The organism is Marinobacter sp. ATCH36, from assembly GCF_023555055.1.
GTDB lineage: Bacteria > Pseudomonadota > Gammaproteobacteria > Pseudomonadales > Oleiphilaceae > Marinobacter.
Genome location: NZ_JAMJPL010000001.1, coordinates 912690 through 935711 on the forward strand (window position 1 = coordinate 912690; position 23022 = coordinate 935711).

The 23022-nt window shown below is 57.2% G+C and carries 23 protein-coding genes and 1 pseudogene; 14 read left to right on the top strand and 10 right to left on the bottom strand.

From position 1 onward, the window contains the following. Positions 1–101 precede the first annotated feature (101 nt). Positions 102–1805 (bottom strand): isovaleryl-CoA dehydrogenase, encoded by a 1704-nt coding sequence (locus M8010_RS04025; protein WP_250089019.1) that lies wholly within the window; start codon positions 1803–1805, stop codon positions 102–104. A gap of 2 nt (positions 1806–1807) precedes the next feature. Continuing rightward, positions 1808–2440: a TetR/AcrR family transcriptional regulator gene (locus M8010_RS04030; protein ID WP_250089020.1), complete on the bottom strand. Its 633-nt coding sequence runs from the start codon at positions 2438–2440 to the stop codon at positions 1808–1810. A 67-nt stretch (positions 2441–2507) separates the two neighbouring features. On the opposite strand from M8010_RS04030, the gene M8010_RS04035 reads away from it, so the two are divergent. From M8010_RS04035 to M8010_RS04060, 6 genes are all read left to right on the top strand, one after another. Next, positions 2508–2717 carry a hypothetical protein gene (locus M8010_RS04035; RefSeq protein WP_250089023.1) on the top strand — a complete coding sequence of 70 codons (210 nt, stop codon included), beginning with the start codon at positions 2508–2510 and terminating at the stop codon, positions 2715–2717. Further along, positions 2710–2931: a hypothetical protein gene (locus M8010_RS04040; RefSeq protein ID WP_250089025.1), complete on the top strand. Its 222-nt coding sequence runs from the start codon at positions 2710–2712 to the stop codon at positions 2929–2931. Before M8010_RS04035 ends, M8010_RS04040 begins: the two co-directional genes overlap by 8 nt. A gap of 145 nt (positions 2932–3076) precedes the next feature. Beyond that, positions 3077–4102 carry a lipase secretion chaperone gene (locus M8010_RS04045; RefSeq protein WP_250089027.1) on the top strand — a complete coding sequence of 342 codons (1026 nt, stop codon included), beginning with the start codon at positions 3077–3079 and terminating at the stop codon, positions 4100–4102. A gap of 122 nt (positions 4103–4224) precedes the next feature. Beyond that, positions 4225–5241, top strand: coding sequence for a porphobilinogen synthase (gene hemB / locus M8010_RS04050; protein WP_250089028.1), 1017 nt, complete (start codon positions 4225–4227; stop codon positions 5239–5241). A gap of 59 nt (positions 5242–5300) precedes the next feature. Further along, a complete protein-coding gene (gene ppk1 / locus M8010_RS04055) occupies positions 5301–7439 on the top strand; it encodes a polyphosphate kinase 1 (RefSeq protein ID WP_250089036.1) in 2139 nt (712 codons plus the stop codon). Between the two features lie 65 nt (positions 7440–7504). Further along, complete coding sequence (locus M8010_RS04060) at positions 7505–8797, top strand: DUF945 family protein (protein WP_250089038.1); 1293 nt, start codon at positions 7505–7507, stop codon at positions 8795–8797. Positions 8798–8846: 49 nt separating this feature from the next. On the opposite strand, the gene coaD is transcribed toward M8010_RS04060, so the two are convergent. From coaD to M8010_RS04080, 4 genes and pseudogenes are all read right to left on the bottom strand, one after another. Continuing rightward, positions 8847–9329 (bottom strand): pantetheine-phosphate adenylyltransferase, encoded by a 483-nt coding sequence (coaD, locus tag M8010_RS04065; RefSeq protein ID WP_250089054.1) that lies wholly within the window; start codon positions 9327–9329, stop codon positions 8847–8849. 81 nt (positions 9330–9410) lie between these two features. After that, positions 9411–9647 (bottom strand): annotated as a pseudogene (locus M8010_RS04070) (GMC family oxidoreductase); the annotation flags it as partial. A 70-nt stretch (positions 9648–9717) separates the two neighbouring features. Further along, positions 9718–10362, bottom strand: coding sequence for a Rossmann-fold NAD(P)-binding domain-containing protein (locus M8010_RS04075; protein WP_250089055.1), 645 nt, complete (start codon positions 10360–10362; stop codon positions 9718–9720). A 175-nt stretch (positions 10363–10537) separates the two neighbouring features. After that, the gene (locus M8010_RS04080; RefSeq protein WP_250089062.1) at positions 10538–11983 is read right to left on the bottom strand and encodes a coniferyl aldehyde dehydrogenase; all 1446 of its coding nucleotides are present in this window, start codon (positions 11981–11983) and stop codon (positions 10538–10540) included. A gap of 205 nt (positions 11984–12188) precedes the next feature. Between M8010_RS04080 and M8010_RS04085 the strand changes: the two genes are divergently transcribed. Then, complete coding sequence (locus tag M8010_RS04085; protein ID WP_250089064.1) at positions 12189–12893, top strand: TetR/AcrR family transcriptional regulator; 705 nt, start codon at positions 12189–12191, stop codon at positions 12891–12893. A gap of 145 nt (positions 12894–13038) precedes the next feature. Here M8010_RS04085 and yihA read toward each other — a convergent pair whose 3' ends face one another. Then, positions 13039–13677 carry a ribosome biogenesis GTP-binding protein YihA/YsxC gene (yihA, locus tag M8010_RS04090; RefSeq protein ID WP_250089070.1) on the bottom strand — a complete coding sequence of 213 codons (639 nt, stop codon included), beginning with the start codon at positions 13675–13677 and terminating at the stop codon, positions 13039–13041. Between the two features lie 174 nt (positions 13678–13851). Between yihA and M8010_RS04095 the strand changes: the two genes are divergently transcribed. From M8010_RS04095 to M8010_RS04105, 3 genes are all read left to right on the top strand, one after another. Further along, a complete protein-coding gene (locus tag M8010_RS04095; RefSeq protein WP_250089072.1) occupies positions 13852–14460 on the top strand; it encodes a c-type cytochrome in 609 nt (202 codons plus the stop codon). 142 nt (positions 14461–14602) lie between these two features. Beyond that, positions 14603–15241 (top strand): thiol:disulfide interchange protein DsbA/DsbL, encoded by a 639-nt coding sequence (locus M8010_RS04100; RefSeq protein WP_250089074.1) that lies wholly within the window; start codon positions 14603–14605, stop codon positions 15239–15241. Positions 15242–15303: 62 nt separating this feature from the next. Beyond that, the gene (locus tag M8010_RS04105) at positions 15304–16164 is read left to right on the top strand and encodes an endonuclease/exonuclease/phosphatase family protein (RefSeq protein ID WP_250089077.1); all 861 of its coding nucleotides are present in this window, start codon (positions 15304–15306) and stop codon (positions 16162–16164) included. Positions 16165–16224: 60 nt separating this feature from the next. On the opposite strand, the gene rpmG is transcribed toward M8010_RS04105, so the two are convergent. The 3 genes from rpmG to radC all read right to left on the bottom strand — a co-directional run bounded on the left by rpmG (position 16225) and on the right by radC (position 17504). Then, complete coding sequence (gene rpmG / locus M8010_RS04110) at positions 16225–16380, bottom strand: 50S ribosomal protein L33 (RefSeq protein ID WP_007153739.1); 156 nt, start codon at positions 16378–16380, stop codon at positions 16225–16227. Positions 16381–16391: 11 nt separating this feature from the next. Then, positions 16392–16628, bottom strand: a complete 237-nt coding sequence (rpmB, locus tag M8010_RS04115; RefSeq protein WP_250089078.1) for a 50S ribosomal protein L28 — start codon at positions 16626–16628, stop codon at positions 16392–16394. A gap of 201 nt (positions 16629–16829) precedes the next feature. Further along, complete coding sequence (gene radC / locus M8010_RS04120) at positions 16830–17504, bottom strand: RadC family protein (RefSeq protein ID WP_250089079.1); 675 nt, start codon at positions 17502–17504, stop codon at positions 16830–16832. Positions 17505–17644: 140 nt separating this feature from the next. Here radC and coaBC point away from each other — a divergent pair, with 140 nt between their 5' ends. From coaBC to argB, 4 genes are all read left to right on the top strand, one after another. Further along, a complete protein-coding gene (gene coaBC / locus M8010_RS04125) occupies positions 17645–18859 on the top strand; it encodes a bifunctional phosphopantothenoylcysteine decarboxylase/phosphopantothenate--cysteine ligase CoaBC (RefSeq protein ID WP_250089080.1) in 1215 nt (404 codons plus the stop codon). Positions 18860–18871: 12 nt separating this feature from the next. Further along, a complete protein-coding gene (gene dut, locus M8010_RS04130) occupies positions 18872–19333 on the top strand; it encodes a dUTP diphosphatase (protein ID WP_250089082.1) in 462 nt (153 codons plus the stop codon). An 86-nt stretch (positions 19334–19419) separates the two neighbouring features. After that, positions 19420–22050: a phosphomannomutase/phosphoglucomutase gene (locus M8010_RS19930; protein WP_284047937.1), complete on the top strand. Its 2631-nt coding sequence runs from the start codon at positions 19420–19422 to the stop codon at positions 22048–22050. 58 nt (positions 22051–22108) lie between these two features. Then, positions 22109–23005, top strand: a complete 897-nt coding sequence (gene argB / locus M8010_RS04140) for an acetylglutamate kinase (RefSeq protein ID WP_250089084.1) — start codon at positions 22109–22111, stop codon at positions 23003–23005. Positions 23006–23022: the final 17 nt, after the last annotated feature.

Here is a 23022-nt window from a genome sequence, read left to right on the forward strand (position 1 = left end):
TCCGCACAGCTTTGGAAAGGCCTCCCCCACCGGTTCGCTGACAATTCAGGTGGAGTCCACCAGGGCGATCATTGCGATAGCCAGGCGGACATCCGTTTGGATTAGCCTACTACAGGCGTCGCCCGCTTGATAATGGCCGCCGGGTTGGTGCCGGAGGGCAGGTTGCCGTGGTTTAGGCCACCGCTGTGTTCCAGCCGGGAGGCGCAGAAGGCGTCGGCGACGGCGGGGTCGGAGTTTCTTAGTAGCAGGGAGGCCTGCATCAGCAACGCCAGCCGGTCGACGAGGTTGCGGGCGCGGTATTCGAAGTCGCTGATGTCGGCGAAGTCGTTCTGCAGTTGTGCCAGGAAGCGGTCGAAGCGGGCGTCGGTGCCGCGGGCTTCGGCGGCTTCGTGGAAGAAGGCGTCGAGGGTGTCGGGTTCTTTCTGGAGTGCGCGCAGGGTGTCCAGGCACTGAACGTTGCCGCTGCCTTCCCAGATGGCGTTGACCGGTGACTCGCGCAGCAGGCGTGGCATGATGCAGTCTTCCATCACGCCGCTGCCGCCAATGCACTCCATGGCTTCGTAGGCGTGGTTTGGTGTGCGTTTGCAGATCCAGTATTTGCCGACAGGGGTGGCCAGCCGGGCCAGCAGGCGTTCGTGTTCCAGGTGCTGGTTGTCCAGTGAGCGGGCGATACGCATGGTGTAGGCCAGTGCCGCTTCGCTTTCCAGGGCCAGGTCGGCCAGTACGTTCTGCATCAGTGGCTGGTCGCTGAGGCGATTGCCGAAGGCGCTGCGGTGGTGGCAGTGGTGGCTGGCCTGGGCGAGGGCCTGGCGCATGCCGGCGGAGCTGCCGATCATGCAGTCGAAGCGGGTCATGGCGACCATTTCGATGATGGTGGGCACGCCCCGGCCTTCTTCGCCGACCATCCAGGCCAGTGCGCCGCGTAGCTCGGCTTCGCTGGAGGCATTGGCGACGTTACCCATCTTGTTTTTCAGGCGCTGCACCTGCCAGGGGTTCTTGCTGCCGTCCGGGCGCCAGCGTGGCATCAGGAAGCATGACAGACCGCTTTTGGTCTGGGCCAGCACCAGGAAAGCGTCGCACATGGGGGCTGATACGAACCATTTGTGGCCGACCAGTTCGTAAGCCTGGCCCGGACCCTCGGCGCCCGTGGCATAGGCACGGGTGGTGTTGGCCCTGACATCGCTACCACCCTGTTTTTCGGTCATCGCCATGCCGATGGTAACCGACTGCTTCTCGCTGTCCGGCAGGTTGCGCGGGTCGTAGCTGTTGGCGAGGATCTTGTCCTCCCAGATCGCGGCCAGTTCCGGTTGCTTGCGAATCGACGGGATGGCGGCAAAGGTCATGGTGATGGGGCAGCAGTGGGCTGCTTCCACCTGGGAATGCATGTAGTACTTGGCGGCCCTTGATACGTGCGCGCCGGCTCCGGGGTTGGCCCAGGGGCTGCTGTGCAGGCCGTTTTCCAAGGCCGTGGACATCAGTTGGTGGTAGGCGGGATGGAAGTCCACCTGGTCAATCCGGTGGCCGAAACGATCATGGGTGTTGAACGTCGGTTTGTTTTCGTTGGCGCGGAACCCCAGTTCAATGGTTTCCGCAGCACCCGCCAGGGCGCCGAACTGCTTCAGATCGTCAGTGGCAGCAGCTGCGCCTTCCCGGGCTACTGCTTCCTGCAGGGCTTTGTCCTGCTCGAACAGATTGTAGTTCTGAAGAGCCGGAGGCTGATTGAAAACCTCGTGGGTGGCGGCCAGGTAGCGGTCGTCTCCAGGGGGTGTGGAGTTGTCTTGTGGCAGGGGCTGACGGGCGTTCATGTTTATCTCCTGGTACCAGTCAGCCCCTGCATACAAAAGCGTATGATGGAGTTGACCAGCGGATTATGGTCATTGTTTTCTGCCGGGTCGGTGTCGCCTGTCTGGGCCGGTGACAGTGGCCCCACCAGGCTTTCGGCAATGGCGCCCACAAGGCAGGTACTGCTTTGTCTGGCGTTTTGGTCGGGAAGGCTGTGTTCTTCTATACCTTCCCTTATCGCCTGCTCAAACAGCTCGGCGTAAGCTCTGCGAAACTTGAGGCGCTCTTCCTCCACTTTCGGGTCCACTGGCTCAGCGATCAGTGACCAGGCCATCACCGGGCCTCTCAGCGCACGTTCTGCAAACTGGCTCAGGGCCGTTTCCAGGCGGGTTACCGCATTTCCTTCTGTTGCCAGTGCTTCGGCGACTTTGTCCACTTCCCGTTGCGTTGCAATCCTGAAAATTTCTGCAAACAGGTGTTCCTTGGACTCGAAATGGCGGTAGATGGTTCCTGTGGCGACACCCGCGCAGGCTGCAACACGGGTTATCTGCGCGCTACGAAAACCGCCGCCAGCCACACATTCATAGGTACATTCGATGATGCGCTTGCGGGCTTCGGCCTTGCGGTTGCGCATTTTCTCTGTTTCCCGATATGCCATGCGGGTTCCTTATAAGCAGTGAATCATTATTCATTCTTTATGTCAATCAGCTAGCTTGCGTAGTTTGATGCATATTGTTCTTTTAAAACAGTGCCTTAAAAATAGTTACAAAAAGTTACAAAAAACACGTTGTGAAGAAATAGCGCTGCAACCGAAAGCGGATTATAAAGACGCCAAGGCGGGTCGCAAGCCGTATCCGCTGAGACGGGGCGGCCTGCCGGAACAGGTTTGGTGCGCTCGTTGTGATGTTTTCGTTGATGGAGAAAACCATGAGTGAATTCGACGAAAGCAATCTGGAGCAATCCGGTGGTTGGACACTCGACAGTGACGATACACATTCCATTGCCGGCCGAGCACGCATTCGTGCCCAGCTTCAGCAGGATATTGAATCGTTTCTGAACCAGGGTGGCAGGATCCAGGAAGTTGATACCGCATTCCGTTCGGACTCCCCCCGAAAGGTGGATGTGGGTTTTAATAATCGCTCCCTCTGAATGTCTCTGGCCGCAACCTCAGGGTTGCGGCCAGTTTAGCCCTCTTCTTTTACAGTTGTTTTGAAGTTGGTCTCACCGCCGTTACCTTCGTTCCTCTATGCTGCCTCCACCAGAATAGCTCTTAACTCGTAAACAGGCAGCTTTAATGAGCGGACTCCTTCGTTTAGCGACTGTGGCACTTCTCGTGACGGCAGCACTATTTGCCGGCACGTTGATTTATTTCAATGATGGCCGCGCATCACCGGCGGGTGCTGCCGGCCTTGATGCCAGTGGCGAGCCCGATATGTCGGTGAGTCTGGTCAAAGCTGGCGAGATGCCTTCAAAGCTGATTGGCAAAACCGGTGCTGCTGTACCCGATGTGTTACCGGCCTCACTGCAGGGAACCAGTATGCCCGGTGGCTGGAAAGAGACCGATGGCAATGGCTCGTTGGTACCCACGCCCCGGTTGCGGCAGTTGTTTGAATATTACCTTTCCGCCCTGGGCGAGGAGACTCTGCCCCAATTGGTCGCACGGATAGAGGGGGCACTTGCGCAATTGGGTGAACCCGCCCGTTCAGAGGCCATGGCGATCCTGGGGGATTACCTGGATTACAAGCTGGCGTTGGGCGATCTGGAAGCCACTTATGGCAATTCAGCAATGCCGGATGCCGGAGAAATGCGCCAACACTTGGCGGAAATTCGGGCTTTGCGGCGCACCTGGATGGATGCGCGAATCGCCGATGCTTTTTTTGCAAGCGATGAGGCGGTAGACCGGTTTCAGGTGGAGCAGTTGCGCATAAGAACTGACGAATCGCTCTCCGATCAGGAAAGGGCGCAGGCTTTGGAGCGAGCCGAGCAGGCACTGCCGGCACCCATTCGTGAGGCCCGTCGGGAAACCCGCAAGTTTACCGATTACCAGCAGGCACGTTCTGAGTTTGCAGGCGATCCAGAGGCGCTGCGCGCTTGGCGGCAGAAGCACTTCGGTGCAGAGGCGGCCCGGCAACTGGAAACAGTGGAGGCCGAGCAACGAGCCTGGGAGAAAAAGTGGCAATCCTACAGTGAGGCACTGGCGGAGCTTGATAGCCTGGGGCTTGCAGGCCCTGAGCGCCAGGCTGCCGTCAAATCTCTCAGGGATGACTATTTCGAAGGCGCGGAAAAGCTGCGCGCGGAAGCCCTCGACTCAATCCGGTAACATTCCGGTCATCTGGTGATGATAGCCTGAGCCTGCGGATTAGTTGCGGTCCCTGCCACCGCCGCTTGCGGGCGTGTATGATGAGGATATGTTGTGCGCCAATCATCCACAGGAGGTGTTCCTTGAGTTCTCCGGCAAACCGCGTTTTCCCTGCTACTCGTTTGCGTCGTAACCGGGTTGACAGTTTTTCCCGCAGGCTGGTTCGTGAGCATCAGCTCAGTGCCGATAACCTGATTTTCCCGGTGTTTGTGCTGGAGGGTGAGGGCCAGCGTGAAGCCGTGCCTTCGATGCCCGGAGTGGAACGCCTGAGCATTGATCTGCTGGTGGAGCAGGCGGCGGAACTGGTTGATCTGGGAATTCCCGCCGTGGCGCTGTTTCCGGTTGTGCCGGCGGAGCGCAAGAACCTGTCGGGCTCCGGAGCCTGGGATTCCGATGGACTCGCCCAGCGCGCCGTGCGTGCGCTGAAAAAAGCTCACCCCGGGCTGGGTGTTATTACCGACGTGGCGCTGGACCCGTTCACCACCCATGGCCAGGACGGCATCATCGACAACGACGGATACGTGCTGAATGATGTAACAGTGGAGGCACTGGTGAATCAGGCGTTGTCCCACGCGGATGCCGGTGCCGATATTGTGGCCCCGTCCGACATGATGGACGGGCGGGTCGCTGCTATACGGGATGCCCTGGAGTCCGCCGGCTATGTGAATACGCGGATTCTGGCCTATTCTGCAAAGTACGCATCCAGCTATTACGGGCCTTTCCGCGATGCGGTGGGCTCGGCCGGGAACCTGGGTAAGGGCAACAAGGCAACCTACCAGATGGATCCGGCCAATAGCGATGAAGCGCTGCATGAAGTGGCGATGGATATTGCCGAAGGCGCAGACATGGTGATGATCAAACCCGGTATGCCCTATCTGGATATAGTCCATAGGGTAAAGCACGAACTGCAGGTGCCCACGTTTGTTTACCAGGTCAGCGGTGAATACGCCATGCACATGGCCGCTGCGGAAAACGGCTGGCTTGATGGCGACGCCGTGATGATGGAAAGCCTGATGGCTATGCGCCGTGCCGGTGCCGACGCCATACTTACCTATTTTGCCGTCAGAGCGGCCCGGCTGATACGCAGCAGCCGTAACTGACAGGCCACAGTCACAAGCAGGGCGCTGCACCGGCGCACTGACAATGGAAGCAATTAGCAATGAGTACCGAATCTGCAAACAACCTGAAGGCCGTTGAGGCCCAGAACGTGCCGGCCCCGGTGGAAGTGCCAACCCCAGGCAACGACATTGATGTGGCGGCCCAGGAAAATTATTTTAACCGCGAACTGAGCCAGCTACAGTTTAATTACCGGGTGCTCAAGCAGGCTCTGGACACCACCCACCCGCTGCTTAACCGGCTGATGTTCTGCTGCATTTTCAGTAGCAACATGGACGAGTTTTTCGAGATACGTGTCGCCGGTCTGCGCCAACAGATCAAGTATGGGCGGGAAACCCTGGGCTCCGATGGCATGATGCCGGAACAGGTGCTGGGCGAAATCAGCCGCGTGGCGCACGAGTATATCCGGGAACAGTACGACATCATCAACAACGTACTGATTCCCGAGATGGAACAGGAAAATATTCACTTTGTCAGGCGCCGCGAGTGGACGGAAGCGCAGGCTGAGTGGGTGCGCCGGTATTTCGACGAGGAAATCCTGCCGGTAGTCAGCCCGATCGGCCTTGACCCGTCACACCCCTTCCCGCGCCTGGTGAACAAGAGCCTGAACTTTATTGTCGAGCTTGACGGCAAGGACGCTTTCGGCCGGGAAACCGGCATGGCAATCGTGCCGGCACCACGTTCATTACCGCGCCTGGTGCGTTTGCCGGACGAAGTCTGCAATGGCGGCGAGAACCTGGTGTTCCTGTCGTCAATGATCCACGCTCATACCGATGAACTGTTCCCGGGCATGGAAATCAAGGGCTGCTACCAGTTCCGCCTGACCCGCAACGCTGACCTGGAGCTGGAAGACGACCTCGAAGACCTTGCCTCGGCCCTGCGCGGTGAGCTGCTGAGCCGGCGTTTTGGTGATGGGGTGCGCCTGGAAGTGGCGGATAACTGCCCGGAAGAGCTGGTTCACTTTCTGCTGCGCGAATTTGGCCTGACTGAGCGGGATCTGTACAAGGTTCACGGACCAGTGAACCTTACCCGTCTGATGGCGGTGGGCGGACTGGTAGATCGTCCAGACCTGACCTATTCGGGGTTTTCACCGTCGATTCCGCGCCAGATCCGCAGCAAAGAAACCATGTTCGATGCCATTCGCAAACGGCCTCTGCTGCTGTTGCACCCCTATGAAAACTTCAGCCCGGTGGTGGATCTGTTGCGCCAGGCCGCCAAGGACCCCCAGGTGCTGGCCATTCGCCAGACCCTGTACCGTACCGGCGCCGACTCGGAAATTGTCGAAGCATTGATGGACGCGGCCCGCCGTGGCAAGGAAGTCACCGCCATCATCGAACTCCGTGCCCGCTTCAGCGAAGCGGAAAACCTGGAATTGGCCAGCCGTCTGCAGGAGGCCGGTGTTATCGTGGTCTATGGTGTGGTGGGCTACAAGACCCACGCCAAGATGATCCTGATTGTGCGGCGGGAAGAAGGAAAGCTGCGCCGCTATGTGCACCTGGGCACGGGTAACTACCATGCCGGGAATGCCCGTCTGTACACCGATTACAGTTTTATGACCTGTGATGAATCCATTGGTGACGACGTCAACAAGCTGTTCCAGCAGCTGACCGGTATGGGCAAGGCGCTGAAAATCAAGAAGCTGTTCCATTCCCCCTTCACACTGCACACCCGTCTGTTGGGACTGGTAGAGCGGGAAGCGGAACTGGGCTCCAAAGGGCGTATCATTTTCAAGTTTAATGCCCTGACCGAGCGCGAGCTTATCAAGGCGCTTTACCGGGCCTCCCAGGCCGGGGTGAAAATAGATCTGATCATCCGCGGCATCTGTTGCCTGCGCCCGGAGGTGCCGGGGCTGTCTGAGAATATACGGGTACGCTCCATCATCGGGCGGTTCCTGGAGCATACTCGGGTCTATTACTTTGGCAATAACGGCCGGCCTGAGGTTTACGGCTCCAGCGCCGACGGAATGGAACGCAACCTGCTGAGCCGCGTGGAAACCGCCTTCCCTATCGAAGACCCGGCCCTGATCGCGCGGGTGCGTGAAGACCTGGATACCTATCTTGCCGATAACTGCCAGTCCTGGGTGTTGCAGCCGGATGGCAGTTACATCCAGAATCAGCCGGCAGAAGATGAGGACCGGCTGGCATCGCAACTGGTTCTGCTGGAACGTCTGACCGGTAAATAGTATAACCTGTGCTTCCCTGCAACATTTGTTCAGGGGGTGCGGGCGTTGTAACGGAGAAAAGGCAGTTGAAAAAACAGTGGATGGTTGCCGGTGCGGCAGTGCTGGTGGTTGGTGTGGTCGCCCCTTGGGCGGTGGGCTATGTAACAGAACAGCAGTGGCAAATCGTCACCACGGAAGTGAATCAGGCCCAGCCGCTGTTCCAGTTGGAAACGCGGGACTATAGACGGGGTTATCTGGGCGCTGATTTTACCGGCACGGTTTCGGTTCAGAATCCGGACACCGGTGAAAAACACGAGTACGAGTACCAGGCCACGGTGAGCCATGGCGTCACCGGGAGTTTGCTGGACTTTTCTCCGTCCAGTGAGCTTGGCTCCAATGTCGAAAAGATCTTTCCGGATGAAAAGCCGAAACTGACCCTGGAAACCCGCCTTTGGGGAAAGGCAATTGTCGAGCTTTCCGTTCCAGCGATAAGCGTGTTCGACGAGGAAAGCGGCGAATCCTTCGATATGTCGGAAAGTTTCAGTCGCGCTGAAATCAGTGACAATGGCTCCCACGCAGATATTCTCATGCTCTGGCCAGGGGCGGTCATCCGGGCCCCGGACCTTCGCATCAGTATCGAGGATTTTCGCCTTGAGCAGACCATGGAACATCTTACCGGGGGTGTCTGGCTGGGTGACGGCGAACTGTCACTGAGTGGATTTGAATTGGCTGCCAGGGACGAGCCCACGCTCCGGTTTGACGATCTGGCAATCCGCAGTGAAACCTTTACCGAGGATGATGGCGGGAGCATTGGTTCAGAGACGCTCATGACGCTGGAGACAGTGACTGCAGACGGCAAGGACTTCGGCCCGCATCGCATGGAATTCGTATTCGGTGGCCTGGATGTGCAGAACTGGAATAATCTGACCACCGCAATGACGGACATGCAAACGGCTGCCCTCAACACCTCCGGCGGCGATTCCCGTGCCGTGATGCAGCAACAGATGGAGTCCATGAACCGCATTAATCAGGCCTTGTTGGGTCTTGCCGGAGAAGGATTTTCGTTTGGTTTTCCGGAGCTGTCGTTCGCCACGCCTCATGGCCCTGTAGACGGGGAGATTATGGTGCAGCACCCGTCGTTGTCTGATGAGGAGAAAGATCAGATGATGATGGTGATGCAGCGGTTGACGGGTAATCTTGACCTGAGCATGCCACTGGCACTGGTGGAGCAGTATCCGGAGCTGGGGATGCAGGTGGCCCCGCTCATCAAGCAGGGGATGGTGGTGCAGGAAGGAGACCGTTTGCGGGTCCAGGGCACCCTTGAAGACCTTGCCCTGGATATCAACGGCAATCTGATTCCGTTACCACCACTGTTCTGATCGTTCTTTCGACTGCTGCCCGTATTCAGGCAGAAATTTTCTCTCCGTTTCAGCTGTTGCCAAACTTTTCACTGAGAGCCGCTTCCACGGCCGGGTCAACAAATTCCGAAACATCTCCGCCGAGGGAGGCAATTTCCCGGATCAGGGTGGAGGAAATATAAGACAGGTGGTTGGCCGGTGTCAGGAATACGCTCTCGACTTCCGGTGCCAGGCGGCGGTTCATGTCTGCCAGTTGGAATTCGTATTCGAAGTCGGAGACGGCTCTGAGCCCGCGAAGTATCACCGTAGCGCTCTGTTCCCGTACGAAATCTGCCAACAGGTTGCTGAAGCCGGTGACGGTGACGTTGGGCAGGTGTGAGGTCGCCTTGGAAACCAGGTCGCAGCGCTCTTCCAGGGTCAGTAGCGGGGACTTCTTGGGATTGTAGGCGATGGCGACGACGACTTCGTCGAAGAGGCGGCCGGCGCGTTCGATGAGGTCGGTGTGGCCGTTGGTGATCGGGTCAAATGTACCCGGGTAGATGACTTTTGGCATTCGGAGCTCCTTTTCACCGGAAGCCTACAGGATAGCAGCCTTCCCCCTGAACCTCACGCGACACCCCGGACAACATGCCGCCTATGGTGACATCAATTTTTGGGCCAGCCTGGTGCTATTCCGTGCAGCCAGGGCATAAACCGATAGCTGTGGATTTGCGCCGATGCTGGTGGGGAAGATCGAGGCATCGTGAACGCTGAGATTGGCGACCTGGTGATGTTCGCCGAAACCGTTAACCACGGACTCTTCCGGGTTCCTGCCCATGCCACAGCCGCCCATCTGGTGGGCGGTAAACAGGCGGACTCGGTGACCTTCCAGCCAGCCTCAAGCCCACGGGCAATACGATCCGTTAAAGACATTCAAGTACTCCGATATGCAGGTGGGTCGCTCAGGCGTTGCCCTGGAACTGGGGCAGGGCATCCACGGCAAACGCGGGAGGCCCGGGATATCCAGACAGGTGCCAGTGGTCTTCGTGGCCATAAAACGCCACGTTGCTGACCTTGGTCAGCGCAATGTAGCCATTGTTGAACAGCCCAATACCACTGGTGCGCCAGCGTTCCAGGAATGCATGAGCCGTTTCCGTACTGGCGTTCTGCCAACGCGACCAGACACGGGCCACGGTGATCCGGGTCAGGCCAAAGTTCAGCAAATCAAACAGCCCCCGGAGCTCCTCCTGGTTAGCAGGTCCGAATTGGTGAATACCGGCGTCAATACGCTCGATAGTGGCCTGAATCTGCTGGCGGCGCACAACCGGCTCCTCAGTCAGACCGGGGCCGATCATGGCGGGCAGCAAGGCTTCAAACAGCACAATGTCATCACGGGTCAGGAACCGGAACTCGTAACTCTGGTCCATGGCCTGCGGCATGGGGTAGTCCCGACCAGCCGGTGCAGATGCACAGCCGGACAAACCGGCGGTAACACTCACCGTACCCAGAAACAACGCACCACCGAGCCCCGTCCGAAGAAAGCTTCGGCGGTCCATAGCGGTAGTAGGGGTATCCGTTTCCACGGATTGAGGAATTAGATCAGACATAACCATTCACTTATTTTTATTGTCTTTTCTGTTTTATTTTTGTCTGCAGACTCTGCCCAGTTTGCAGGAGCCGGTAAGAAGGGCCGTCCGGGACCCTAAAAAACAGGGACGTTTTTTAGGGTCCCGGACGGCCCTTCTTATCGGCGACCCGCACCCAGCTAAGCAGGCGAAAAAATCACCGAATAAACAACTTATATATCATCTTGTGGGCAGTCGTTCCGTGCGGCGCGTACACGAATTTGCCACTGTTGAACTTCTGCTTGCTGAAAATCGCCCGATGGTGGGAGAACGTCAGGAAGCCCTCCTTGCCATGGTAGTGGCCCATCCCGGAGTCACCCACGCCACCGAACGGCAGGTCATCCTGGGCAACATGCATCAGCGCATCATTGATGCACATACCCCCGGAGTGGGTATTGTCCACCACATGCTCCTGCATCGACTTGTCATAGCCGAAGAAATACAACGCCAGCGGACGCGGCCGGTCATTGATGAAGTGGATGGCCTCATCCAGCTTGCCATAGCTCACCACAGGCAGAATCGGACCGAAAATCTCATCCTGCATGATCTTCATATCCGGCGTGGTATTCAGAGCCAGTGTAATTGGCATCTTGCGAGTGCCGTCCTTCATGTTCTCCTGCGCCGGATTGATTTCAATCAGCTCCGCGCCCTTCTCGCGGGCATCCTCAAGATAACCCTGCAGCCGGTCATACTGGCGCTCATTGATGATAGCCGTGTAATCGTCATTGTCCCGCAAGCTCGGATACATCGCCGCAAACTGGTCGCGGTACTCATCCACGAACGCCTTCACCCGGTCAGCCGGGCACAGCACATAGTCTGGCGCCACACAGGTCTGGCCCGCATTCAGAGCCTTACCGAAGGCAATGCGCTGGGCGGCATCTTCCATGGGGACGTCCGGAGAGACGATGGCTGGAGACTTGCCGCCCAGCTCCAGGGTCACCGGAGTCAGGTTCTCGGATGCAGCTCGCATCACCAGCTTGCCCACCGTCGTGGAACCGGTAAACAGAAGGTGGTCGAAGGGCCGGCTGGAGAAATCCGCAGCCACGTCCGCTTCACCGTTAATTACGCTGACCAGGTCCTCCGGGAACGCGGATTCGATGATCTCCCGGAACAGGGCAGAGGTATGAGGTGTGAACTCGGACATCTTTATCATGGTGCGGTTACCAGCGGCCAACGATGCCACCAGCGGGCCGACCGCCAGATACAGAGGATAATTCCAGGGCACGATAACCCCCACAACACCCTTGGGCTGGTAATGCACCCGATTACTGGCCGGCTGGAACAGAACGGACACGTGCCGTTTGGACGGCTTCATCCAGCTCTCGAGGTTTTTCAGCGCGTAGTTGATACCCTGAATGGAAGGCATGACCTCTGCGATCAGTGACTCATCCCTGGAGCGACAGCTGAAATCCCGGTCAATGGCGTCCAGCAACTTGTCCTGGTTGGTCATCAGCACCCGTTTGAGCCGTTTCAGATTCTCCTGGCGTTCGGTCAGCGACGCCATCGGATTATTGCGGAACGCCTTCTTCTGATCCTCGAACACCCGGTGAGTATGCTGGATCTGCTTCTTGCTTTCGGTCAGCTGGACAACGGTGGCAACCATATCGCTTTCTCCTCGCGACGCCGGGCACGTCGCCGGCATCGTCTCGTTCATAGTCAGCGGCCCCGCTGGCGGGGCCGGAAATCGCATTGGCGAAAAAGTATTCAGTTTGCGCTTGGGGCTATTATTAGAGTATATACTCTAGTGAGTCAAGGCGACCGGATGGCGGATCGGGCCATCCCACACACAACAACGCATTGCAGAGCCTATGAAAACCCGAGACAAGATTCTTCTTTCGAGCCTGGAGCTCTTCAACGAAAGGGGAGAGCGCAATATCACCACCAATCATATTGCTGCTCACCTGGCGATTTCGCCTGGCAACCTTTATTACCACTTTCGAAACAAGTCCGACATCATCTACGAGATCTTTCTCGAGTATGAAAAGTTGGTGGACTTCTACCTGGATATCCCGGAAGACCGGTCTATCACCCTCGAAGACCTGACGTTTTACCTTGAGTCGGTGTTCGACGGACTGTGGAGTTACCGTTTTTTCCACCGGGACCTGGAGTACCTGCTCGACAGTGACCGTCGCCTGCGGCAGGACTATCGCGAATTCACCAATCGTTGCCTGGTCGCAATCAGCCGGATTTTCGAGAAGCTGGCAGAGGCGGGAATTATCCAGCCTCAGCCTGAAGAGCTGCGTTCGGCGATGTCGCTGAACGTATGGCTGGTTATCACCAACTGGATGGCCTTCCTGAAAACTGCCCATGCCCTTGATGAGTCGACCAGCCTGACCCTTAAAGAGTTGAAGCAGGGCATTTACCAGGTGCTCACGCTGGAGATTCCCTATCTGACGGCGGATTATCGGGAGCAGGTGATGGCATTGCGGGAAAAATACCGTCCAAGTCTGCCAGAGTCTGCAGACGCATCAGGCGAAGGTTGTCGATCAGATCAGACATTGCGGAACTTTTGATCAATTGGCGTGTCTTTACATGTGACATCGGGAATTCGGACATTCACGGTGTCGCCTGAGTGAGTTCTCAGGTTTTAGCACGTCGCAAACCCTGACGTTTCACCGGCCTGTCTATGCAGGCCGGCTTTTTTTGGGCTGACGATTGTTACAGCGATTCCGGCTCGTTATCCTCCAGCCACTGTGTGAGCGCATCCCGGGATTCGTCAACGCCTCGCTTCGAAGTGGCAGAGAACATGACCAGGTGATGCAGGCACCCAACCCCTTCCAGCTTCCTCGCGATGTTTAGCATTGCCGTCTTGGCCTGACCAAATTTCAGCTTGTCGGCCTTGGTGGCGAGAATCATCAGCGGGAGGTTGTTATGTTCACACCATTCCACCATCATTTGATCGAAATCGGTCAGCGGGTGCCGGATGTCCATGACCAGAACCAGCCCCCGCAGGCAGCGGCGGTCGTTCAGGTAATGGCCCAGGTGCTTCTGCCAATCGTCCTTCATGTCGCGGGAGACTTTGGCGTAGCCGTAGCCGGGCAAATCCACCAGCCGACAGTTTTCCCTGTTGAGGGAGAAAAAGTTGATCAGGCGGGTGCGCCCCGGGGTTTTACTGGTACGAGCCAGCTTGCCATTGGCGGTAATGCAATTGATGGCACTGGATTTGCCAGCGTTGGAGCGGCCGGCAAAGGCTACTTCGGCGCCATGGTCCGGCGGACACTCTTCCAGGCGGGAGGCGCTGGTCAGAAATCGGGCACTGTTGAAAGAGATGCTTTTTTGAGTCAGGTCAGATGACACGGGTGTTGATATTCCTATTGGATTTCAGTTATCGGGGATTAATGTATAATGCTACACCAAATCCGGGCAGCACGCCGAGCGTTGCTGCTGACCAGCCCCGGTTTGTGCCTTTCGGGCCAGTGCCTGCCGGCTGCATAACGAAGAATACTTTTGGATGAGAGAAGCGGAGCGAGCATGAAGAAACTGATCGCAGGAGTTGTTCTCGGTGTTGGCCTCACAGCGATGGCTCACGGGGCAGGAGATCCTGAAGCAGGCGAAGCCAATGCAGCGGTATGTGCTGGTTGTCATGGCGAAGGCGGAGCAAAGCCGGTGATGGCTGTTTACCCCAAGCTTTCCGGTATTGGTGAAAAATATCTGTATCAGCAGCTGGTGCTTATCAAGGATAAGGATCGTGAGATTGCAGAAATGACGGGGCTGCTGGACGACATGTCAGACCAGGACCTTCAGGATCTTGCTGCCTACTTCAATGAGCAGGACATCGGTGTGGCACAGGCCGATCCTGATCTGGTTGATCAAGGTAAGGCTCTCTACCGGGGCGGCAATATGGCTTCTGGTGTTCCCGCATGCGCCGGTTGCCACAGCCCTCGTGGCATAGGCAACGAACCTGCCGGCTACCCAAGGCTCAGCGGCCAGACCGCCGAATATGTCGGTAAACAGCTCAAGGCCTATCGCGACGGTGAACGCGCAGGTGGGCAGAACGCATCCATCATGATGGATGTTGCCGCCAAATTGACCGACGCGGAAATCGAAGCGGTATCGAGTTACGTTTCCGGCCTCAACTGATTGGTTCTGGCTTTTCAAAAACCCCGCGGCTGGCGGGGTTTTTTGTTGGTTGCTGCTCTTTAATCCGTCGCCTGTGGAACTTTTCATGTCTGCTGGGTCATAATCCCTTCAAATCGTCCAACTTGATAACCGGAGATAATGAATGATCGGAATAATCCGGAACGCCGCACTGTCCATTCTGGCCATGTCCTTCGTGGTGCAGGCCAACGCAGCCCCCTGGGAAGCGGGTAAGCACTATCAGGAGTTGGACAGCCAGGTAAGAACAGCGAGTGACAGCGGTATCGAAGTAGCTGAAGTGTTCTGGTACGGCTGCCCGCACTGCTACACGTTCAAACCACTTATTGAGAACTGGGCAGAGGACCGCCCGGACGACGTCAACTATGTGAAGATTCCTGCTGCACTGGGTAGCTCCTGGGAGCCTCACGCCAAGGCTTTTTACGCGCTGGAAACCATGGGTGAACTTGATAAGGTGCATGATGCCCTGTTCGAGGCACTGGCAGGTGAACGCCGCCCCCTCAACTCCGGTGAAGCTCTGGCGGGCTTCGTAGCCAATCACGGTGTCGATGGCGAGGAATTTCTCAAGAATTACAACAGTTTTGGTGTGAACGCAAAAATGCAGCAGGCCCAGTCCAAGATTCGGGGCGCGCGCGTGACCGGCACACCGACTATGATTGTTAATGGCAAGTATCGGATCACCGCCTCAATGGCCGGCGGTCATGAAGAGGTACTTGAGGTTGTCGATTACCTGGTTGAGCAAGAGCGCGAAGGCCAGGACGAGTAATTGCTCAGGCCCGGTTGCTGTTTATGAGCCGGGCCAGGCCCTGAGTAAGAGCTGCCATCACAATGTATAACCGTATTCGCAAGCAGCTGAATGGTATTCTCAAATCATCCAATGGCCCCCGCGGGACCTGTTCTGGTGATGATCATGTTCCGGAATTCGAGGCTCACCGCCACATCCGGCTGCTGACGTTCAATATCCAGGTTGGCATCAATACTTCTTCTTACCGTCACTATCTCACCCGCAGCTGGCAGCATTTTCTCCCTCACAGCAAACGCAACCAGAATCTGGACCGCATCGCCACGCTACTCAGTAACTATGATGTGGTAGCGCTCCAGGAGTGCGACGGAGGCAGTTTGCGTAGCGGATATATCAATCAGGTGCAGTATCTGGCGGAGGCGTCGGGTATCCCTTATTGGTACCAGCAGCTTAATCGCAATCTTGGACAGTTGGCACAGCACAGTAATGGCCTGCTGAGCCGCTATAAACCTTTGGATGTGACAGAGCACCGATTACCAGGGCTGATCCCGGGGCGGGGTGCCATTGTTGCCCGTTACGGGGTAGAGGAAGATCCATTGGTGCTGGTAATGATGCACCTGTCCCTTAGCAAGGCGGCGCAACAGCGGCAACTGGCTTACATCCAGGAACTGATTTCCGAGTATCAGCACGTGGTTCTGATGGGCGATCTCAACAATCATGCGGAGCAGCTGCTTAGCAATTCTCCGTTGAAGCATTCCAATCTGGTGCCCTTGCCGGATACTGCCCATAGTTTTCCCAGCTGGCGCCCGGAGCGGGCACTGGATCACATTCTGGTGAGCCCGAGCCTGGAGATCCGGCGCTCGGAGGTGGTCAGTTATCCGGTGTCGGATCATCTGCCAATCGCGATGGACATCAAGCTGCCGCAGGGTTATCTCGAAACCTTCTAGGCACAAACTCCGGGCATAAAAAAACCCGGCCATGGCCGGGTTCTTTCGGTCACCAGGATCTTACTTGATCTTGGCTTCCTTGTACGCAACATGCTTGCGGACAACCGGATCGTATTTTTTGATCTCGATTTTTTCCGGGGTGTTACGCTTGTTCTTGTTGGTCGTGTAGAAGTGACCAGTACCTGCTGATGAAACCAGCTTGATTTTCTCGCGCATGATGCGGCTCCTTAAAATTTCTCGCCGCGGGCACGAATATCGGCCAGCACAGCGTCAATGCCTTTTTTATCGATAACACGCATACCCTTGGTGGATACACGCAGCTTTACGAAACGCTTCTCTGACTCAACCCAGAAGCGATGACTCTGCAGATTGGGCAGGAAACGACGACGTGAGTGGTTCATCGCGTGAGAAACGTTGTTACCGGTGACCGGTCGCTTACCGGTAACCTGACAGACTCTGGACATACTTGCCTCCGACCTGAGCTTTGGTCCTGAAAATGCGTATTTAATTCGTTTAATTGCGTCTCTGGTCGCTACCTGCGTTTTAAAATTACACGCTGCCCGCCAGACGCCGCCAGTAAAGGGACGCTTTTATACCAGAACTGCCGCCCCAACGCAAAAAATTGTTGGGAATTTGGTCAGTTTTCCGATGAAATCCGCGCTGGCTTACATCAGCCCCCGTTCAGCAAGCGATATTACCTCACCATGGCCAACAACCATATGGTCAAGAACCCTGATATCCACCAGCCCCAGCGCTTCCTTCAGCCGTCTGGTCAGGGAAATATCCGCCTGGCTGGGTTCCGCAACACCGGAGGGGTGATTATGGGCGAATATGACCGCCGCCGCGTTGAATTCCAGGGCCTGCCTGACCACTTCCCTGGGATAGACCGCCGCACCGTCTATGGTGCCCCGGAACAATTCCCGGTACTGGATTACCCGGTGACGGTTGTCGAGGAACAGCCCCGAGAAAACCTCGTGGGGGTAGGTGCCAAGGCGGCTGCATAGAAAGCGGCGGGTATCTTCCGGGGAGCGTAGTGGGTCGCCCTGGCGGAGAGGCTCATCCATCACCCGGCGGGCCATTTCCATGGCAGCCTGTACCTGGGCGTACTTTGCTGTGCCCAGGCCTTTAACGTCGCAGAATTGCCGTTGAGAGGCGGTCATCAGGCCACGCAGGCCGCCGAAGGTCTCTGTTAAATGACGTGCCAGCGCCATCACTGGCATGCCGGGAGTGCCGGTGCGAAGAAAAATGGCCAGTAGCTCCGCGTCGGACAGGCTTCCGACGCCGTGGGCTAACAGTCGCTCTCTGGGTCGTTCGTCGCTTGGCCAGTCGGTATTGGGCATGGGTTGAATCCTTTCCGTGGTTGTCTGCGCTTCCTGCGCTTGCGTTCCCGACAGAATTCTACCATGCCGGACAGGCTGCCGGCAGCGTGCTGGCATGCTATCGTATAAGCCTTTCATATTGTGACGGACACGGAGCCTTTATGGCCGTTAAACGAATCCTGTTGGGCGTGACCGGTGGTATTGCCGCCTACAAGAGTGCGGAGCTGGTCCGGCTATTGAAGAAATCCGGCCATGAGGTGCGGGTGGTGATGACCCGCGGCGCGGAAGCCTTTGTTACACCACTGACATTCCAGGCGCTCAGTGGCGAGCCGGTCAGGACGTCATTGCTGGATCCGGAAGCAGAGTCGGGCATGGGGCATATCGAACTGGCGAAATGGGCAGATCAGATAGTGATTGCGCCTGCTTCAGCGGACTTCATCGCACGCCTGGCCCAGGGGATGGCGGATGATTTGCTGACCACTTTGTGTTGCGCAACGGAGGCGCCGATCGCGGTGGCACCGGCGATGAACCAGGCAATGTGGAGTAATGGCCGCACTCAGCGCAATATTGCTCTGCTGGAGTCGGACCCACAGATCTGCCTGTGGGGCCCCGACCAGGGCGCGCAGGCCTGTGGTGATACGGGTCCGGGTAGAATGCTGGAGCCCGCTGCGCTGCATGATCTGGTTGACGGCAATGCCCAGGGCGCGCTTTCGGGCAGGCGTGTCATTATTACAGCGGGCCCCACCCGTGAGCCCATCGATCCGGTGCGTTATATCAGCAATCACAGTTCTGGAAAAATGGGGTATGCCCTTGCTGCTGCAGCCCGGGCAGCCGGTGCAGAGGTGATCCTGGTCAGCGGCCCCGTGTCCATTTCCCAGCCTGCCGGTGTGGAGGTCCGCGGGGTAATGACGGCACAGGACATGTTGCAAGAGGCCGGACGGGCAGTTGACGAAGGCTGTGACCTGTTTATTGCCACAGCGGCGGTAGCGGATTACCGTCCGGATAGCTGTGCCGGTGACAAGATCAAGAAATCGGACGAAAGTATGAACCTGTCGCTGGTGCGCAACCCTGATACTCTTGCCACCATAGCGGCCCGGGAGGATGCACCGTTTACCGTTGGCTTCGCCGCGGAAACTCGCGACGTTGAGCACTATGCCCTCGACAAACTGACACGGAAAAAGCTCAATATGATCGTGGCCAACGACGTTTCGGCGCCGGGGCTCGGGTTCAACAGTGACGATAATGCCGTCACTGTCCTCTGGTCCCAGGGACGTCAGTCCATCGGCCCCGCTCCCAAGGCGGTTCTTGCACAACGGCTGATTGCCCTGATTGCCGAACAACTTACCGACAATGCTGGCCCGACCGGGGCTTTCTGACAAGGAATATCGATGACCCGAAAAACGTTTCAGGTACGCATTCTGGACGACCGTATTGGCAATACAGTGCCGTTTCCCCACTATGCTACCGAAGGCTCGGCCGGTCTTGATCTGAGGGCGTGCATTGATGAGCCTCTTACCCTGAAGCCGGGGCAGACTGAACTGATCAAAACCGGCCTTTCAATACACATCGCCGACCCGTCACTGGCAGCAATGATTCTTCCCCGCAGCGGACTGGGGCACAAGCATGGCATTGTATTGGGCAACCTGGTGGGCCTCATCGACTCTGATTACCAGGGTGAGCTGATGGTGTCCTGCTGGAATCGCGGGCAATCCGAATTCACTGTCGAGGTTGGTGAACGTATTGCCCAGCTGGTTCTGGTGCCGGTGGTGCAGGCAGACTTTGAAGTGGTGCCTGCTTTTGATGCCAGCCAGCGCGGAGACGGCGGGTTTGGATCAACAGGGACCCGTTGAGGTTGCAGACGCAGAACAGTGTTCAGGGTCTATACTTCCCTGATAAATGAAGAATCCGGGCGAATATAACACCAGCAGGATGGACTATGAGGCTTGGCAAAAAGAAGAACTCTGATGAGGCTGCACCTGACAAGAATCCAGACAGGGAGCAGGCAAAAAAACAGAGCAAAGACAAGAAGTCGGCGGGTGGTCCTCAGCATAAACGGCTGAGTTCCGTTTCTGTCAGCCAGGCTCTGGTCGTTGTCCTGGCAGGGGCTGTGTCGGCAGCCCTGCTTTATTTTCTGTTTGCTGCTCCTTCCGAATCCCGTCGCTATGAAATCCAGGCCGCCCTGGAGGCCGACACGGCTGCGGTCAGGATTAACCAACAGCTTTCGTTGCTTCAGTCTGCAGTGGAAGGTATAGCCGCGCAGGATCATGTGCTGGCTGCACTGCGTGGTGAATCATCCACTGACGATGCAGCCTCGGAGCTTGTTGGTACGCTGCCAGGGATCGAAGCGGTTTACCTGTTCCCCTACGATGATATTCCTCGCAGTGCCAGCGCACCTACACTGGGCTTCGCCGGTCTTGATCTGGCGCGGCGGGCTGAAACCGGCCAGAGACTCTATCCGGATGCCTTTCCGCGTAACGGCCAGTGGTACCTGCAGATGGCTGCCCCGGTTCGTAACCCCCAGAGTCGTGCTGTCGCCGGCAGTGTACTGATGGTTTTCAGCACCGAGCAGTTGCAACCACTGATGTCTGGCGTTAACGAGGAACTGGGAGGGCAGTTCTCGCTGGTGCAATCCGTCAGCGGATCAAGTCGCACCATTGTCAGTCAGGGCAGTGGCAATGGGCCGGTTCAGACGCGTGACCTTGCCAACCCGGACTGGGAATTGCAGTACAGGCCCGCTTCGGCACCCACCCCGCTTTTCAACAGCACGCTGGCGATCATCCTTGTTTTTGTCCCCGCACTGATTGCTGGCATTGTTGTCTGGCTGCTTCTTGGTAATGCCCAGAGAGGGCTGCGGCAGGATGTCACGGTGCTGATCCAGTGGGCCCACAAAGTATTTGGTGGTGAAAGGATAAAACCACCCACGCTGAAGTGGGACATGGTGGCGTCGACCGCTGAGGTGCTTCACCGACTGTCCCAGGTGGTGGAAAAACGTGTGGCCAAGGCCGCTGAATCTGTGCGTCCGAAGGCGGGCAAAGGTGGACAGGCAACGAAGCCCGCTGCCGACGAGCCCCTGTTCCAGGACAAGGACATGCTCGATATCGACATGCTGGACGGTGACGACGATGTGCTGGGCTTTGGTGGGTCCGGTGGCACAGACGATACGCCGGACGTGGAAGAGGTGCATCTGCCGGAAGCCGAGGTTTCCGACACCATTTTCCGGGCCTATGACATCCGCGGTATCGTTGACGAGACCCTGACGCCCGATATCGTGACGGTGATCGGTCAGGCTATCGGCAGCGAAGCCATAGCGCGTGGTGTGGACAGCCTGTGTATCGGCTATGATGGGCGTCATTCCAGCCCAGAACTGGCTGATGCCCTCGCCCGGGGTGTTATGGCAACCGGATGCAACGTTGTCCATGTAGGGGCGGTACCAACACCCGTGCTCTATTTTGCAACCCATGAATTGGGCACTGGTTCCGGGGTCATGGTGACTGGCAGCCACAATCCGGCCAATTACAACGGTCTCAAAATCATGCTGGGGGGTGAAACCCTGTCCGGTGAGGCCATCCAGAACCTGTTGCAGCGAATCCGTACCGGTGATTTTGCCAGCGGTCATGGCGGCCAGTCCTCGGAAGACGTGCGCCGGGCATACCTGGACCGCATAGTCGGCGACATCGCGGTTGCGGCTCCCCTCAAGGTCGTTCTGGATGCCGGCAACGGCATCGCGGGTGAGCTGGGGCCGCTACTGATTGAGGAACTGGGCTGCGAAGTGATTCCACTTTACTGCGAAGTGGATGGCGACTTTCCCAATCACCACCCGGACCCCGGCAAGCCCGAAAACCTGGTGGATCTGATTGAACGGGTGAAGTCTGAAGGCGCAGACATCGGGCTGGCCTTCGACGGCGATGGCGACCGCCTGGGCGTGGTGACCAACACTGGCAAGATTATCTGGCCTGATCGGCTGCTGATGCTCTTTGCCCGCGATGTGGTTTCGCGCAATCCGGGTGCCGATGTGCTTTATGACGTGAAATGCAGCCGCCGCCTGGCAGGGGTGATTTCCGAGGCCGGTGGGCGGCCGATCATGTGGAAATCCGGCCATTCCCTGATGAAAGCGAAAATGAAGGAAACCGGGGCGCTGTTAGCCGGCGAGATGAGTGGCCACATTTTCTTCGGTGAGCGCTGGCTGGGCTTTGATGATGGCCTGTACTCCGCCGCCAGGCTGCTGGAAATCCTCGGTATCGAGGACCGTCATTGTGACGAGGTCTTCGAGGATTTCCCCGAGGATATCAGCACGCCGGAGCTGAATGTGAGTGTGTCGGAAGAGACCAAGTTCGAGTTGATGGAGCGCCTCGCGAAAGAGGGCAGCTTTGGCGAGGCCAATATCAGCACTATTGACGGTATTCGTGTGGAATACACCGATGGCTGGGGACTGTGCCGTGCTTCCAACACCACGCCGGTTCTGGTGCTGCGCTTCGAGGCCGAAACGGAGGAAGCACTGGAGCGCATCAAGGCTGTTTTCCGGGAACAGCTGCAGAAAGTGGCGCCGGATCTTGTCGCGGACTTCTGAAGGCTCTGGAATAATCGCAAAACCCATTATTGGATTTTTGACTAACAAGGCAATGTGAATGGCTCTGGATCGTGAAACAGCAATGCAGGTGGCAGCAGTACTGAGCAAGGGCCTGCCCTATATTCAGCGGTTTACCGGCAAGACAGTAGTAATCAAGTACGGCGGCAACGCCATGGAAAACGAGGAGCTGAAAAGCAGCTTCGCCAGAGATGTGGTGCTGATGAAACTCGTGGGTATCAATCCCATTGTGGTTCACGGTGGCGGACCACAGATTGGTGAATTGCTGGAGCGCCTCAACATCAAGTCTAATTTCGTGAACGGCATGCGCGTCACCGATAGTCAGACCATGGACGTGGTGGAAATGGTGCTGGGTGGCCAGGTGAACAAGCAGATCGTCTCCCTGATTAACTCACACGGCGGCACCGCCGTGGGCCTGACGGGCAAGGATGCCAACCTGATCCGCGCCCGCAAGTTGGAAGTCATGAATCGTTCCCCCGAGCTCGAGCGCCCGGAGATCATCGATATTGGTCATGTCGGAGAAGTCGACAGCGTGAACGTCGACGTTATCGAAATGCTTACCCGCAGCAATGTGATTCCGGTGATTGCGCCCATTGGTGTAGGTCCTGACGGTACCTCTTACAACATCAATGCGGATCTGGTTGCCGGTAAGGTGGCGGAAGCCATGAAGGCCGAAAAGCTGATCCTGCTGACCAACGTCTCCGGACTCAAGAGCAAGGACGGCAAGGTGCTGACCGGCTTGACCGCGAAACAGGTCAATGAATTGATTGAGGACGGCACCATCCATGGCGGCATGCTTCCTAAGATTCGCTGTGCCCTGAACGCGGTGGAAAACGGCGTTCGTTCCTCCCATATTATCGACGGTCGTGTGGCCCACGCAACGTTGCTGGAAATCTTTACCGATGAAGGTGTGGGTACATTGATTTCCCGTAACTGATCGCATCTTCCGGGAGG